Source organism: Methylocystis sp. S23, from assembly GCF_054106005.1.
The window spans coordinates 2,979,111-2,993,337 of sequence record NZ_CM134185.1 but is presented as its reverse complement, the minus strand read 5'-3'; the positions used below and the strand labels follow the sequence as shown (position 1 = coordinate 2,993,337).

General features: G+C 64.6%; 14 protein-coding genes. 11 read left to right on the top strand and 3 right to left on the bottom strand.

Translation table 11 applies throughout. From position 1 onward, the window contains the following. The first annotated feature begins 114 nt into the window (after nt 1–114). The 9 genes from plsX to ACV7JP_RS14620 all read left to right on the top strand — a co-directional run bounded on the left by plsX (nt 115) and on the right by ACV7JP_RS14620 (nt 8,172). Complete coding sequence (plsX, locus tag ACV7JP_RS14660; protein WP_457796400.1) at nt 115–1,188, top strand: phosphate acyltransferase PlsX; 1,074 nt, start codon at nt 115–117, stop codon at nt 1,186–1,188. Nucleotides 1,189–1,190: 2 nt separating this feature from the next. Then, nucleotides 1,191–2,174: a beta-ketoacyl-ACP synthase III gene (locus ACV7JP_RS14655; protein WP_457799099.1), complete on the top strand. Its 984-nt coding sequence runs from the start codon at nt 1,191–1,193 to the stop codon at nt 2,172–2,174. Nucleotides 2,175–2,446: 272 nt separating this feature from the next. Next, nucleotides 2,447–2,884 (top strand): integration host factor subunit alpha, encoded by a 438-nt coding sequence (locus ACV7JP_RS14650; RefSeq protein ID WP_457796399.1) that lies wholly within the window; start codon nt 2,447–2,449, stop codon nt 2,882–2,884. 69 nt (nt 2,885–2,953) lie between these two features. After that, on the top strand, nt 2,954–4,342 hold the full coding sequence (radA, locus tag ACV7JP_RS14645) for a DNA repair protein RadA (RefSeq protein ID WP_457796398.1): 1,389 nt from the start codon (nt 2,954–2,956) through the stop codon (nt 4,340–4,342). A gap of 222 nt (nt 4,343–4,564) precedes the next feature. Then, complete coding sequence (locus tag ACV7JP_RS14640; RefSeq protein ID WP_457796397.1) at nt 4,565–5,161, top strand: CvpA family protein; 597 nt, start codon at nt 4,565–4,567, stop codon at nt 5,159–5,161. 195 nt (nt 5,162–5,356) lie between these two features. Continuing rightward, the gene (purF, locus tag ACV7JP_RS14635) at nt 5,357–6,850 is read left to right on the top strand and encodes an amidophosphoribosyltransferase (protein WP_457796396.1); all 1,494 of its coding nucleotides are present in this window, start codon (nt 5,357–5,359) and stop codon (nt 6,848–6,850) included. Between the two features lie 26 nt (nt 6,851–6,876). Next, nucleotides 6,877–7,116 (top strand): hypothetical protein, encoded by a 240-nt coding sequence (locus ACV7JP_RS14630; RefSeq protein WP_457796395.1) that lies wholly within the window; start codon nt 6,877–6,879, stop codon nt 7,114–7,116. Nucleotides 7,117–7,229: 113 nt separating this feature from the next. Continuing rightward, a complete protein-coding gene (locus ACV7JP_RS14625) occupies nt 7,230–7,427 on the top strand; it encodes a hypothetical protein (protein WP_457796394.1) in 198 nt (65 codons plus the stop codon). Nucleotides 7,428–7,437: 10 nt separating this feature from the next. Then, nucleotides 7,438–8,172, top strand: coding sequence for an SDR family NAD(P)-dependent oxidoreductase (locus ACV7JP_RS14620; protein ID WP_457796393.1), 735 nt, complete (start codon nt 7,438–7,440; stop codon nt 8,170–8,172). Between the two features lie 33 nt (nt 8,173–8,205). On the opposite strand, the gene ACV7JP_RS14615 is transcribed toward ACV7JP_RS14620, so the two are convergent. Beyond that, nucleotides 8,206–8,742 (bottom strand): DUF992 domain-containing protein, encoded by a 537-nt coding sequence (locus ACV7JP_RS14615; protein WP_457796392.1) that lies wholly within the window; start codon nt 8,740–8,742, stop codon nt 8,206–8,208. 295 nt (nt 8,743–9,037) lie between these two features. Here ACV7JP_RS14615 and ACV7JP_RS14610 point away from each other — a divergent pair, with 295 nt between their 5' ends. Beyond that, nucleotides 9,038–9,880 carry an EcsC family protein gene (locus tag ACV7JP_RS14610; protein ID WP_457796391.1) on the top strand — a complete coding sequence of 281 codons (843 nt, stop codon included), beginning with the start codon at nt 9,038–9,040 and terminating at the stop codon, nt 9,878–9,880. Here ACV7JP_RS14610 and ACV7JP_RS14605 read toward each other — a convergent pair whose 3' ends face one another. Beyond that, on the bottom strand, nt 9,881–11,089 hold the full coding sequence (locus ACV7JP_RS14605) for an alginate O-acetyltransferase AlgX-related protein (protein ID WP_457796390.1): 1,209 nt from the start codon (nt 11,087–11,089) through the stop codon (nt 9,881–9,883). A gap of 145 nt (nt 11,090–11,234) precedes the next feature. Then, nucleotides 11,235–12,740 carry an MBOAT family O-acyltransferase gene (locus tag ACV7JP_RS14600; RefSeq protein WP_457796389.1) on the bottom strand — a complete coding sequence of 502 codons (1,506 nt, stop codon included), beginning with the start codon at nt 12,738–12,740 and terminating at the stop codon, nt 11,235–11,237. Between the two features lie 439 nt (nt 12,741–13,179). On the opposite strand from ACV7JP_RS14600, the gene ACV7JP_RS14595 reads away from it, so the two are divergent. Continuing rightward, a complete protein-coding gene (locus tag ACV7JP_RS14595) occupies nt 13,180–14,178 on the top strand; it encodes a phosphotransferase enzyme family protein (RefSeq protein WP_457796388.1) in 999 nt (332 codons plus the stop codon). The last annotated feature ends 49 nt before the right edge of the window (nt 14,179–14,227 follow it).

Genomic DNA, 14,227 nt, shown 5'->3' with positions numbered 1-14,227 from the left:
CCTCGGCGAAAGCGCGGCCGGTTTTGCGTGAGCGCAGGGGGTCATAATCCCGCATCCGCTTGCTGGTAGAAAGGTCGGCCGGCAACGGCCGGCGTTCGGGGGAAGCAGAGGGATATGGCGCAGATTGTTCGGATCGCGGTCGACGCGATGGGCGGCGATTTTGGCCCGTCGGTGACCATACCCGGCTGCGCCATCGCGCTCGAGCGCCAGCCGGAGACCCATTTCCTTCTCGTCGGCGACGAAAAGGCGATTCGCGCCGAGCTCGACACGCTTCCGCGCCTCGCGGCGCGCAGCGAGGTGCGTCACTCCGACGTCGCCATACGCATGGACGACAAACCCAGCCAGGCGCTGCGTCAAGGCCGGCGCGTCTCGTCGATGTGGATGGCGATCGAGGCCGTGAAGAAGGGCGAGGCCGACGCCGCCGTCTCGGCCGGCAACACCGGCGCGCTGATGGCCATGGCGAAGATCTGCCTGCGCACCATGGCGCGCGTGGATCGCCCGGCGCTCGCCGGCCTCTGGCCGACGCTGCGCGGCCAGTCGGTCGTGCTGGACGTGGGGGCGTCCATCGGCGCCAACGCCAGCCATCTCGTCGATCTCGCCATTATGGGATCGGCGATGGCGCGCATCGTTCTGAACATCGAATGTCCGACTGTCGGCCTGCTCAATGTCGGCAAGGAGGAGATCAAAGGCGTCGAGGAGGTGAAAGCCGCCGCCGCCATTCTTCGCGACTCAAATCTGCCGGGGCTCGAATATGCGGGCTTCGTCGAGGGCGACGGAATCGGGATGGGCGCCGTGGACGTCGTCGTCACGGAAGGCTTCACCGGCAACATCGTGCTGAAGACGGCCGAAGGCACCGCCCTGCAGATCGCCGCCTATCTGAAGGCGGCGATGAGCGGCTCGCTTCTCGCCAAGCTGGGCTATCTGCTCGCCCGCGGGGCCTTCTCGGAGCTGAAAGCCAAAATGGACACGCGGTCCATCAATGGCGGCGTGTTCCTCGGCCTCGAGGGCGTCGTGATCAAAAGCCACGGCGGCGCCGATTCGGTCGGTTTCGCGCGCGCCGTCGAAACCGGCTACGAGATGGCCAAGAGCGATCTTCTCAACCGCATCCGGGACACCGTCGCCCTCGCCCATCAATTCGAAAGCGGCTCCACAGACCCGAACGCCCCGCCGCAGGAAGCCGCTCAGTGACGATTCCGACTCCCCTTTTTCGCGCCGTCGTTCTCGGCGTGGGCTCCTATCTCCCTGCCAGAACGGTCACGAATGACGATCTCGCCAAGATCGTCGACACCAGCGACGAGTGGATCTTCCAGCGCACGGGCATCAAGGAGCGCCATATCGCCGCCGAGGGCGAGACGACCTCCATGCTCGGCGAAAAGGCCGCCCGGAGGGCGCTGGAGGCGGCGGGCCTCGTCCCGGACGATATCGACCTGATCGTCGTGGGCACCTCCACGCCCGACTGGACGTTCCCCTCGACCGCCACGCAGATTCAGGCGGCGCTCGGCGTCACGCATGGCGCGGCCTTCGATCTCCAGGCGGTGTGCTCCGGCTTCGTCTACGCCGTCGCCACGGCCGAAAAGTTCCTGCGCTCGGGCTCGCACAAGCGAGCGCTGGTGATCGGCGCGGAGACCTTCTCGCGGATCATTGACTGGGAGGACCGCACGACCTGCGTGCTCTTCGGGGATGGCGCCGGCGCCATGGTGCTGGAAGCGCGCCCTTCGACCGGCGCGATGGAGGAACGCGGAATCCTGACCACGCATCTGCGTTCGGATGGACGCCATCGGGCGAAGCTGCATGTCGACGGCGGCCCGTCCGCCACGCAGACCGTCGGCCATCTGCGCATGGAGGGCAAGGAAGTCTTCAAATTCGCGGTCGGCAAGGTCACGGACGTCGTCGACGACGCCTTCAAGGCGACCGGGATCACGGCGGACCGGCTCGACTGGTTCGTTCCTCACCAGGCGAACCGCCGCATCATCGACATGTCTGCGCAAAAGCTCGGCATCGCGCCGGAGAAGGTCGTCGCGACCGTCCATCTTCACGGCAACACCTCCGCGGCGAGCGTCCCGCTCGCCCTCTCCGTCGCCGTGGCGGACGGCCGCATCAAGGAGGGCGACCTTGTAATGCTCGAGGCCGTCGGCGGCGGCTTTACCTGGGGCTCGGCCTTGATACGCTGGTAACTTGAAGAAGTAATTAGAGAATTCCGTTTTTAGCAAATATATCGGCGGCGATTTCTTTGAGCCGCTTGATTTTCGGCCGCAATTCTGAAAAATTCCGACAAAGTTTAGACATGCGCTTCCTCGAGGCTAGGCGGGGAAGCCGGCTAAAATCGCGGCGGATCGATGTTCATGGCGGCTAATGATTGCGCTCGCAGAGGAGCCCTCGTCGGGTTCGCTGCGGATCCTCATCGATTTGCTGCAATGGTTCTGAAAATACATATGCAAGGTCTGAAATGGCGCAGGAGGAATTCTTTTCATTAGCAAGCGGCGCGCTAAACGACGCCGATGACCCCAGCCAGACGACGATAACGCGCGCGGACCTCGCCGAGGCCGTTCATCAGCGGACGGGACTCGGTCGCACCGAGTCGGCCAAATATGTCGAGATGGTGCTCGACGAGATTTTCCGGTCGATCGCCGCCCGCGAGGATGTGAAGCTTTCCTCCTTCGGCTCGTTTCTCATTCGAGCGAAGAAAGAGCGCCAGGGGCGGAATCCAAAGACCGGCGAGGGTGCGAAAATCTGTGCGCGCCTCGTCGTGACTTTCAAGCCGTCGAACGTCCTGCGCGCCAAGATCAATGTCGCGAGCGACGACTTGGGCGAGCCGCCAAAGCCCCGCAGCCGCGCCAAGGCGACCGGGTCGGGCAAGCCGCATGGAACCGGCAAGCCGCGCTGACCGCGATCGAACGCCGCCATGACGCTCGCCTCTTGACAAGAGTCGACGCCGCTGCGCCAACAACCGCGCATGGTCAAATCCCGCTCTTCTTTCGTCTGCCAGAACTGCGGCGCCGTCGCCTCGCGCTGGCAGGGGCGCTGCGAATCCTGCGGCGAATGGAACACGATCGTCGAGGAAGCCGGTTCGGGGCCGACGGCCGCGCGCGCGGCCCGCGGCAGGCCTTTCGAGCTCGAAGGCCTCGCCGGCTCGGACAAGGCCGCGGCCCGCATCGTCACCGGCATCAATGAATTCGACCGCGTCACCGGCGGCGGCTTTGTCCCGGGCTCGGCGCTGCTGCTGGGCGGCGAGCCGGGCATCGGCAAATCCACCCTTCTGATCCAGGCCTGCGCGGCGCTGGCGCGGCGCGGCGCGCGGGTCATCTATATTTCCGGCGAGGAGGCGGTGGCGCAGGTGCGCTTGCGCGCCGGCCGCCTCAACCTCGCCGACGCGCCCGTCGAGCTCGCCTCCGCCACGCAGGTGGAAGACATTCTTGCGACCTGCGCGACGGGCGAGCGCGCCGCGCTGATCGTCATCGACTCGATCCAGACCATGCATACGGACGTCGCGCCCGCCGCGCCCGGAACGGTGACGCAGGTGCGGGCGAGCGCGCAGGCGCTTCTGCGCCACGCCAAGACCAGCGGCTCGACGATCATGCTCATCGGCCATGTGACCAAGGATGGACAGGTCGCGGGCCCGCGCGTGGTCGAGCACATGGTCGACGCGGTGCTTTCCTTCGAAGGCGACGCGGCGCATCATTTCCGCATGCTGCGCGCCTCCAAGAACAGATTCGGCGCGACGGGCGAAATCGGCGTCTTCGAGATGACGGGCCTCGGGCTCGCCGAGGTCGCCAATCCCTCCGCCATCTTCCTCGCCGGCAGAGACGCCTCCGCGCCCGGCGCGGCGGTCTTCGCCGGCATGGAAGGCCAGCGCCCCATGCTGATCGAGATTCAGGCGCTCGTCGCGCCCACCTCGCTCGGCACGCCGCGCCGCGCGGTGGTCGGATTCGATCAGAATCGGCTTTCGATGATTCTCGCCGTGCTGGAGGCCCATGGCGGGCTCAAGCTCGGAATGCACGACGTCTATCTCAACGTCGCTGGCGGCATGCGCGCGGACGAGCCTGCGGGCGACCTCGCGGCGGCGGCGGCCCTCGTCTCCTCGCTGACCGGCGCGGCGCTTCCCGCCGATCAGGCCTTTTTCGGCGAAATCGGCCTCTCGGGCGCCGTGCGCCCGGTCATCCATGCCGGCATGCGGCTACGCGAGGCGCAGAAGCTCGGATTCCATCAGGCCGTGCTGGCGCAGGGCCAGCAGATCAATGCGGACGACAGGCGGGCGGGACTGGCGCTGCGGCCCTGCGCCGACGTCGCCCAGCTCGTCGCGACCATCGCCCAGAGCGCGCCGCGGGCGAAAGGGCGCAATTGAATTTAACCTTCCTACTTTCCGCGGACGGCGAAGTTGCGCTAGAAGCAAAGCCGTCGCAAATCGCTGGGGCGACAGCCCTGCCGCTATTTCAAGGTCCGGGAGCGACGGCGCGCTTTCGAACGGGAAGGATGCGACCGGCGCGCGCCGAGGAAACGCTTCGGCGCCGGCTGTAAGGCGTTCTTTGAGATTTCCGGGCGTCAGGGCGAAAGGAAGAGGACTGCAATGCCGTCATATCTTGATCTGGCAGTGATTACGATCGTTCTGGTCTCCGGCATGCTCGCCCTCCTGCGCGGTTTCACGCGCGAAGTGCTGGCGATCCTCTCCTGGGTGGCGGCGGCTCTTGCGGCCTATTACCTCTATCCCATGGCGCTGCCTTACGTGAAACCCTACATACCCAAGGACGAATTCGCCTTGGCGGCGGCGGTGGCGGCCGTCTTCTTCATCGCGCTGGTGCTGGTGTCGCTGATCACCGTGAAGCTCTCGGACGTCATTCTCGATTCCAAGATCGGCGCCCTGGACCGCTCGCTCGGCTTCGTCTTCGGCGCCGTGCGCGGCGCCCTGCTCGCCGTCGTCGCTTTCGTCTTCTACGGCTGGCTGGTGCCGGACCCCAATCAGCCCGAATGGGTCCGCAACGCGCGCGCCAAGCCGCTTTTGCAGGCGGGAGGCGAGAAGCTTCGCGAGCTGCTGCCGGACGACATTGACAGCATCGTGGCGAAGATCAAGGCGAAGAAGGCCGGCGCGCCCGTCGAGGAGACGCCGCCCGCCGAGGCCGTGCCGGAGAAGCCGGAAGCGCCCGCGGACGGCGCGGAAAAGCAGTAGCCGCGCCAAATCGGCGCAGGCGGGAGCGCAGGGGATCCGGGTGAGGAAAAATCTCGAAGAGCTGGCGGCGCTCCATACCTCCCCCTTACGGGGAGGTCGGTCGAAGACCGCCGGGTGGGGTTCGCGCCCCCGCCGGTTGGCGGAGTCGAAGTTCTGGCGCAGGCCTAGCGCGCCTTGGGTACGGGAGACGATGGAATGACCGAGTCGACGCTCAACGACGAATCCATCGCCGACCGGATCGAGACGACGGACGATCTCGACGGCGACCGCCTGCGCGAATATTGCGGCGTCTTCGGCGTCTTCGACCTTCCCGACGCCGCGGCGATCACGGCGCTCGGCCTCCACGCGCTCCAGCATCGCGGCCAGGAGGCCGCCGGCATCGTGTCCTACGACGCCGGACGCTTCCATGGCGAACGGCGCCTCGGCCTCGTCGGCGATCATTTCTCCAAGGAGAGCACGATCAAGCGCCTGCCGGGCCCGGCGGCCATCGGCCATGTGCGCTACGCCACCACCGGCGAAACCATGCTGCGCAACGTGCAGCCGCTCTTCGCCGAGCTCAACACCGGCGGCTTCGCCGTCGCGCATAACGGCAATCTCACAAACGCTCAGGCGCTGCGCCGCGAATTGATCATGGAAGGCTCGATCTTCCAGTCGACCTCGGACACGGAGGTGCTGCTGCATCTCGTCGCCCGCAGCCGCCGCGCCCGCCTCGTGGACCGCTTCATCGAGGCGCTGCGCCGGCTCGAAGGCGCCTATTCGCTCGTCGTCCTCTCCGACGAGCTACTCATCGGCGCGCGCGACCCGCTCGGCATCCGGCCGCTCGTCCTCGGCGAGCTCGACGGCCGCTACATCCTCGCCTCCGAGACCTGCGCGCTCGACATTATCGGCGCGCGCTTCGTGCGCGACGTCGAGAATGGCGAGATCGTGGTCATCTCGAAGGAAGGGCTTGAGAGCATCATGCCCTTCACGCCTCAGGCGCCGCGCCCCTGCATCTTCGAGTATATTTATTTCGCCCGCCCGGACTCCATCGTGCACGGCCGTCCCGTCTATCAGGTGCGCAAAGCCATGGGCCGCGAGCTCGCGCGCGAGCAGATCATCGCCGCCGACGTCGTCGTGCCGGTGCCGGATTCCGGCGTTCCCGCGGCGCTGGGCTATTCGCAGCAATCGGGCGTTCCCTTCGAGCTCGGGATCATTCGCAACCATTATATCGGCCGCACCTTCATCCAGCCGACGCAATCGGTGCGCGAGATCGGCGTGCGCATGAAGCACAGCGCCAATCGCTGCGTCGTCGAGGGCAAGCGCGTCATCCTGATCGACGACTCCATCGTGCGCGGCACGACGTCGGTGAAGATCGTGCAGATGATGCGCGACGCCGGCGCGACGGAAGTGCACTTCCTCATCTCCTCGCCGCCGATCACGCATCCCGACTATTACGGCATCGACACGCCGCAGAAGGAAAAGCTCCTCGCCGCGACGCATTCGCTCGAGGAGATGCGCGCTTATGTCGGCTGCGACTCCCTCGCCTTCCTCTCCGTGGACGGCATCTATCGCGCGATGGGCTATGCGGGCCGCGACAACGCCCGCCCGCAATTCACCGACCACTGCTTCACGGGCGACTATCCGACCTCGCTGACGGACCTCGTGGGAGAGAACCGCGCGCAGCTCTCGCTGCTGGCGGAGGCGAGCTGAGCGGGAGCCAAGCCGGAGGGAGAGGGATGACCGAGCCGACGCGCATTTTGGAGCTATGGGCGTCTCTCACCGAGACGCAGCGGATTACCCTGCTCAGCATCGCTGAAGATGCGGCGCGGGCGCAGAGTCCTCTCCCCCTCACGAACGAGGAAGCCAAGGCGCTGGATCGATCAAAGGAGGACTTCGCATCGGGCCGCGTCTTGTCCTTCGATGACGCGGAAACGGCGACGGACGGCTTCCTGAAGGGCCTCCGCGCCCGCGCATGAGAAAAATCACTGTTTCGCGGAGCTACCTTTCAGCGCTCCACGAGCAAGTGGCTTTCGGGGAGCTGCGCTTTGGCGCCCGTGTCGTCGATGAAAAGAGACGCCGCATATCCTCCGTGATCCGGGAGGTTCTCGCCGTTTATCCGGCCGTCGGCGCCTTCGACGAAGCGTTGGGCGTATTCCACTATCCCGTCGCCGGCACGCCTTTCATTCTCCTCTATGATTTCGATCATGAGGAGTTGCGCGTCCATTTGATCGTCCATCGCCGCGCCGACCGCTCGAAAGTCGATATCGACAGTGTCGATTGGCGCTGAGGTTCGCAGAATGTCAGTCAACCCCCGCATCGCCCTCGTCACCGGCGCCTCGCGCGGCATCGGCCGCGCCCTTGCGCTTGAGCTCGCGCGCGACGGCGCGCATGTGGTCGCGCTGGCGCGCACGCAGGGCGCGCTCGAGGAGCTCGACGACGAGATTCGCGCCCTCGGCGGACAGGCGACCCTCGTCCCTTGCGACGTCACCGATTTCGACGCGCTCGACCGGCTGGGCGCGGCGCTGTTCCAGCGCTGGGGGAAGCTCGACGTCTTCGTCGGCAATGCGGGCGTCCTCGGGGCTCTGTCGCCGCTGGCCCATGTCGACGTGAAGGACTGGAACCGCGTCCTGGCGGTGAACGTCACCGCCAATTGGCGGCTCATCCGCTCGCTCGATCCCTTGCTGCGCGCCTCCGGCGCGGGCCGGGTCGCCTTCGTCACGTCGGGCGCGGCGTCCAAGGCCAAGCCCTATTGGGGTCCCTACGCCGTTTCAAAAGCCGCGCTCGATTCCCTGGCGCGGACATATGCGGCGGAAGTCAAAAACGACGGCGTCACGGTGATGATCGCCAATCCGGGCCCGATGCGGACGCGCATGCGCGCCGAGGCCATGCCGGGGGAAGACCCGACGACGCTACCCGCGCCGGAGGATTTCGCAAAAAAATGCCTTCCGCTGCTCAAGCCCGAATGGCGCGAGAGCGGAAGGCTCTATGATTTCCCCACGGACCGGCTGATGGATTTTCATCCGCCGTCGTGAGCGGCGCGGGGCCTATCCCCGCGCCTGACGCCGTTAGCGATGATGGCGATGCTTCTTGTGCGGAGCCGGCGGCGGCGGGGGCGGCGGCGGAACATAGGCCAGCGTCAGGCTTTCGACGCCCGCATTCCAGCCAAGGCCCGAGCCCGCCTCGATCTGGAAGGGCTGCAGCGAGAAAGTGTTGTCCGAGCCGCCGACGAGAACCGCGCCGCCGCCGCCGACGCCGATCTTGGCCGAAACGTTCGGGCCGACATAATTGCCGGCGAGCGCGCCCGGGCCGACCTTGCCAGTCGCCGCGATGACGCCCCAAGCGAGTTCGCCCTTGCCGTTGATGGTGACGTTCGGGCCGACCTTGGTCAGCGTGCCGGTGTAGTGGACCGGAAGCGCGCCTTCGGCGTCGTCATTGTAGATGCAGTCGATCTGCTGATTCTCGACGATGATGCTGAGGTCGTTGCCGAGCAGCTTGCACTGCAGGGTGCCGACGCGGTCGCCGGCGAAAGCGGCGGCCGGAGCCATAAGCGCCAGAATGGCGGCGCCGCCCAGCATCTGTCCCATTTTGAAACGGATGGACATTCGGAAACTCCTCCTCTTTTTCCCATCGGGCCTTCCAGACCCTTATCCGCGATCGCAAACCCATATAGTTGCTACGCATAAGGCGCACTATAGGACATCCAACGAGATCGCTACAGTGGCTACACGAAATGCGCCAACAACCGCGTGCGTTGCAACACTTTTCAACGCGCCGGCGCCGGCCCCGTCGGCCTCCGCCAAATCCCTTGCAAACAGCGGATAATGGAACGATCTTGAGGTAAGCTCCGCATGCGGCGCGCCCGCGCGGCGCAGGGAGGCGGCGGCGGAGACCCAGGCAATGAGCAACCATTTCCCCGTTCTATACGAGCCTCAGCTTTCGGGCTCGGATTTCGATGCGCTCCGGAAAGCTGTCGCGGCGCTGGAGCGCCAGAGCTTTGCCGGACGCGTCAGCCGGCTCGCCGGCCGGCAAATGGGGATCGCCAGCAGCCCCCTGCCTCCGCAGGTGAAGGAGATGGCCACGGCCGCCGCGCGAAAGGCGCTCGCGACCGCGTTGAACGTCGCCTTGTCCAGCCTGGAAGGCTCCCCGCAAGGCGACAGCACGCGCCTGCACAGGCGTCTGGCGGCTTTCGCCGGGGGGATCGGCGGCGCCGTGGGACTCGCCAGCCTCCCCATCGAGCTTCCGCTCTCGACGACGATCATGCTGCGCTCGATCGCCGATATCGCCCGCAATGAGGGGGAAAGCCTTCGCGAGCCGGAAACGGGTCTCGCCTGCCTCGAGGTCTTCGCCCTCGGCGGTCATACGGACGACAATGTGTTCGAAGGCGGCTATCTCGCCGTGCGCGGCCTGCTCGCGAAATCCGTAAGCGACGCGGCGCGCCATGTCGCCGCCCGGGGCGTGGCGCAGGAGAGCGCGCCGGCGCTGGTGCGTCTCATCAGCCAGCTCTCTTCCCGCTTCGGCGTCGTCGTTTCCCAGAAAATAGCGGCGCAAGCGGTGCCGATCATCGGCGCGGTGAGCGGCGCGGCGATCAATCTCGCCTTCACCGAGCATTTCCAGACGCTGGCGCGCGGACATTTCGCGATGCGGCGGCTGGAGCGCGTCTACGATCCCGTGATGGTGCGCGCGCATTATGCGAGAATCGCGCGGGAGGAAGGTTATTGGGACGCGCCGGCCGGCGCGTGATCATCCAGAAGCGGCGGCGAGCAGGTCGGAGACCTGCGCCATATCCGCGATGACCGATTCATTTTCCTCCAGCAGAACGACCTGCGCATTCGCGAAAGCTTTCGCGAAGTCTTCCGGCGTCGCCGAAGGCTGCGCGCGGAACTGCGCGCCGCCGCCGCCCTGCTTATCCACGAGGAAGCGGGCGAATGGCTCCGCCGCCTTGTGCACATAGTGCCAATAATCCACCGCCGCGCCGCAAGGCGCCTCGGCGAGATTGGCGACGATCTCGACCAGAAAGCTGCCGCCGACGGCGAGGAGCTTCGGCGCGCCCGCGCAATCGCCGCCGCCTTTGCCGGCAACGGCGGCGGTCGGATATTTGGCGTCGGGCCAGATCAGGTTGAGCAGGTTCAGCAGATCCCGATCGGCGCCTCGCGCCTCTTCCCGCAGGCTCCAATCGAAGTCATAGGGCGGCAAAGGCGAGGCCTTGCCATTTCTGTTGAGCGCATGCGTCAGCGCGCGCGCGGCGACCGCCGAGCCGAGATCGTTCCAATGCGTGCCGCCGCGCGGAAAAAGATCGATCGGATATTGCGGCGCGGCCGCGGCGACGAGCGATGCGCCGTCGACATAATTCACGCCGCGGGCGTCGAGGGCCGCGCGATACGGCGCGAGCTTCTCCGACGTTCCCTTATCAACCGACGCGCAATAAAGGCCGGCGGGAAGATAGCGGCTATGGCGCGCGGCCTTTGACGGCGAAACGAGATAGACGAAGCCTTTGCCCTTCGCCTCGACGGCGGACTGAACGTCTCGAATGCGATCGGCCCACGCGCCAATCGTCTTCAGGTCGGGCGCGCCGCCTCGGTCGCAAAATTCCCGCACATAGAAAGTCTCGAAGAGCTGCTTCTCCTTGCCGACGACAAGGTTCGGCGCGCCGGAGGCGTCGAAGACGGAATAAAGAAACTGGTTCTTCGCCCGCACGGCGAGGGGAAAGACCGGCATGGTCTGGCCGATGGCCGTCGACAAAGCCTTCTGCGCCTCTCCGTCGAGAAAGGCGTCGAGCGTCCAGGGAACGGGCTTCGGCCCCGGCACGCCCCAAAGCGGCTCCGAGCTGCGGATGCGCAGCTTCGGCCAATCGCGCCCGACAGCGAAGTTCCAGAGGTTCACGAGGAAAAGCGTGAGAACGAGGCCCGCGCAAGCGAAAATGGGAAGACGGGCGAGAGTGAGATTTTTCATAGATTCGCCCTCCCGCAGTCATTGCGAGGAGCGTGGCGACGAAGCAATCCAGAGGCCGCTTCATGGCTCTGGATGGCTTCGCTTCGCTCGCAATGACGGTTCGGCAAGCGGACGCTCCGCGCAATGAAGGTTGCCGCAAGCATGTTCAAAACCGGAAGTAGATGAAGGGCTTGAAGGGATCGGCGAGGCCCTTCGCCAGCGCCGCCACGAACAACAGCGCCAGACCGCCATTCGCCGCGAAGGCGTGACGCCGCGCGAGGGCGATCCAGTCCACGCCGTAGCTCGCGCCGATCCGCTGCGCGACGCAGACCGCCGCCGCGACCATGGCGACGGCGGCGAATTCCATCGGCACGGCGACAGGCGCGCTCGCCTGCGCCCAGGGCCGCGCCATCAGGGAAATGAGCGCGCCGGCCTGATCGAGCGAGGCCGCGCGAAACAGCGTCCAGCCGACCATCACGATCAGCATGGTCGCGGCGTTCGCGGCCCAGACCGGCAGGCGGTTCAATCGCTCGACCAGAAACAGCCTATCGAGCACGAGGAAGACGCCGTTATAGGCGCCCCAGAAAATATAAGTCCAGGCGGCGCCGTGCCAGACGCCGGAGGCGAGGAAGCAGATCCAGAGATTGAAATAAGTGCGCGCCTCGCCGAGGCGGTTCCCGCCGAGCGGAAAATAGAGATATTCGCGAATCCAGCTCGTCAGCGACATATGCCAGCGCCGCCAGAACTCGGTGACGCTCACGGCGATGTAGGGCATGTTGAAATTCTCGAGCAGGCGGAAGCCGAACATGCGCGCAAGGCCGATCGCCATGTCGGAATAGCCCGAGAAATCGAAATAGATTTGCAGCGTGAAGAAGATCGTTCCCGCCCAGGCGTCGGCGAAGCCGAGCGTCGCGGGATCGCGCGCGAAGATCATGTCGGCGCCGCTCGCCATCACGTCGGCGACGAGGAGCTTCTTCACGACGCCGAGCATGAAGCGCGAGAAGCCATCGACGAAATCGTCGAGATGCGCATGCGGACATGTCTCGAACTGGCCGGCGATGTCGTGATATTTGATGATCGGCCCCGCGAGGAGCTTGGGAAAGAAGAAGACGTAGAGCGCATAGAGCAGCGGTCCCCGCGCCGGCGCCGTGACGCCGCGGTGAACGTCGACGAGATAGGTGATCTTCTCGAAGACGACGAAGCTCACGCCGATGGGGAGCGCGATTTCGGGGATGCGAAGGCCGGGCAAAGTGAGCGCGCGCAGAAGCGCGTCGAGATTGAGCGCCAGGAAGCCCGTATATTTGTAATAGACGAGGATGGCGAGATTGGCGGCGACGCCGAGCGCCAGCCAGCGGCGCGCTTCCGCCGCGCGGGGCGGCGTGGCGACACGAACGCCGGCGCGAACGAGCGTTTCGCCGTCCGCGCGCGCCGATTCGAAGACGGAAGCGGAAAGGTCGCAAGACAGCGAGGCGATCCGCTGCGCCACGTGAAGATCGAGCACGATGGAGGCGAAGACGACGAGGATGAAGGCCGGCTCGCTCCAGCCGTAAAAAACGACGCTGGCCAGCAGCAGGACGATCGCCCGCCGCCGACGATCGGCGCCGAAAAAGAGATAAAGCAGATAGACCGCCGGCGCGAACAGGAACAGGAACAGCGGTTCGTAAAAAAGCATTCCAGCCCTTGAGCTTATGGTGAAGGGACACCGCCCCTGGCGAGGGGCTTCTAGCAAACCGGGAACGGAAGAGAAACCCTAGGCAGGACAATCGGACGAGCGACAATCTCGGACGGCTGGACGCGCAATGCCTCCGCCCGTTACCGGGAGGCTGGCGGTCGAAGGCCGGGTGGGGTTCGCGTCTTGCCACGGTAGCGGCGCGGCGGCCGTCCTTCCCCCCATCATCCTTGCCCTTGGCCGACGATTTCTCCCCCAAATCCGCCTTTCTGCGCGTGCTCATGGAGCGCGGCTTCGTGCGTCAGCGCTCGCGATGCGGGGACGCGGGAACGGTGATGCGAGCGGACGCGCGCGTCATAGCGGCGCTTGTTGCGTGGGGGAGGGAATTTCTGCAATTGATGTCATGTCGCCGCCCACAATCCGTATTCCGAAAATTTCACTCATGAAAAATGATCTGCCAACGGGCATGACCAATGCCCAATTCTCAATGCTCCTAAGCTTATTCGATATCGACGCAAATTCCGCGGCATTTGTGGGCGCCTCGCAGAATTTCGTGTATCGCGTCAACCATCGCGGCGCCCATCGGATTGCAAGAATTTCCGTCATGCGGCGCCGAACGCGCGCCGAAATCCAGGGTGAACTCGAATGGATCGAGTTTTTATATGCGAAAGGGCTTCCAGTGTGCGTGCCCCAATCGACGGCGTTCGGAGCTAAATTTGCGGAGATGGCCATCGACGGCAGATTCTATCTACTGGCCGTTTTCGAGGAGGCGGCAGGGCGGAAAGCGGCGCGCGGCGATCTTTCGGTCGAATTCTGTGATTGTGTTGGCGAACTTATCGGTCGGATGCACGCTGCTGCGATCGAGGCCACTGCCACGGGATACAAAGTCTGCCGAGGCGATTGGAGTTCATCCCGGTTGCTGACAAAGGATATGATCGAGACGAAGGCGCCAATAGGAGACAAATTCAGGGGCAGCGTCTCGAAATTGATGCAGGAAATATCAGCTATTCCCCCAACGAGCAGCAACCACGGCCTTCTTCACGGCGATGTAAACATGGGAAATATACATATCCATGACGGTCGAATACAGATATTCGATTTCGATAACGCCGAATATGGTTACTTCTTACAAGATCTTGTGGTTATGCTATATGATTCCATTTACAGCAAGGTAGTCACTCAGGCGGCGCCCGACGCTCTCACCTCCGCGATAAAGCCTCTCTGGGGCGCGATGCTCAAAAGTTATCACAAATTCAATCCCGCACTCACTTTTTCGGCAAGTGAACTATCAGATTTCTTCCTGCTTCGAGAAGCTGTGATCTACGTGCATTATCATCGTATAATCCCGCCCGATCGCTGGTCTGACCCGTTTATACTGGGAATGCGCAGGCACGTAGAAGAAATAGATCACCCGCTTAACTTTAAAATACTATTAGAGTAAAATCAGACGTTGGAATTACGGAATTCGGAATTAAGGTGACAGACGCCAG

Bases quoted from the DNA above. Each gene is read 5' to 3' on its own strand.
- ACV7JP_RS14610 (WP_457796391.1), top strand. From the start codon at position 9,038: ATGAGCAACCATTTCCCCGTTCTATACGAGCCTCAGCTTTCGGGCTCG.
- ACV7JP_RS14600 (WP_457796389.1), bottom strand. From the start codon at position 12,740: ATGCTTTTTTACGAACCGCTGTTCCTGTTCCTGTTCGCGCCGGCGGTC.
- radA (WP_457796398.1), top strand. From the start codon at position 2,954: ATGGTCAAATCCCGCTCTTCTTTCGTCTGCCAGAACTGCGGCGCCGTC.
- ACV7JP_RS14630 (WP_457796395.1), top strand. From the start codon at position 6,877: ATGACCGAGCCGACGCGCATTTTGGAGCTATGGGCGTCTCTCACCGAG.
- ACV7JP_RS14620 (WP_457796393.1), top strand. From the start codon at position 7,438: ATGTCAGTCAACCCCCGCATCGCCCTCGTCACCGGCGCCTCGCGCGGC.
- plsX (WP_457796400.1), top strand. From the start codon at position 115: ATGGCGCAGATTGTTCGGATCGCGGTCGACGCGATGGGCGGCGATTTT.
- ACV7JP_RS14605 (WP_457796390.1), bottom strand. From the start codon at position 11,089: ATGAAAAATCTCACTCTCGCCCGTCTTCCCATTTTCGCTTGCGCGGGC.
- ACV7JP_RS14595 (WP_457796388.1), top strand. From the start codon at position 13,180: ATGAAAAATGATCTGCCAACGGGCATGACCAATGCCCAATTCTCAATG.
- ACV7JP_RS14650 (WP_457796399.1), top strand. From the start codon at position 2,447: ATGGCGCAGGAGGAATTCTTTTCATTAGCAAGCGGCGCGCTAAACGAC.
- ACV7JP_RS14615 (WP_457796392.1), bottom strand. From the start codon at position 8,742: ATGTCCATCCGTTTCAAAATGGGACAGATGCTGGGCGGCGCCGCCATT.
- ACV7JP_RS14640 (WP_457796397.1), top strand. From the start codon at position 4,565: ATGCCGTCATATCTTGATCTGGCAGTGATTACGATCGTTCTGGTCTCC.
- purF (WP_457796396.1), top strand. From the start codon at position 5,357: ATGACCGAGTCGACGCTCAACGACGAATCCATCGCCGACCGGATCGAG.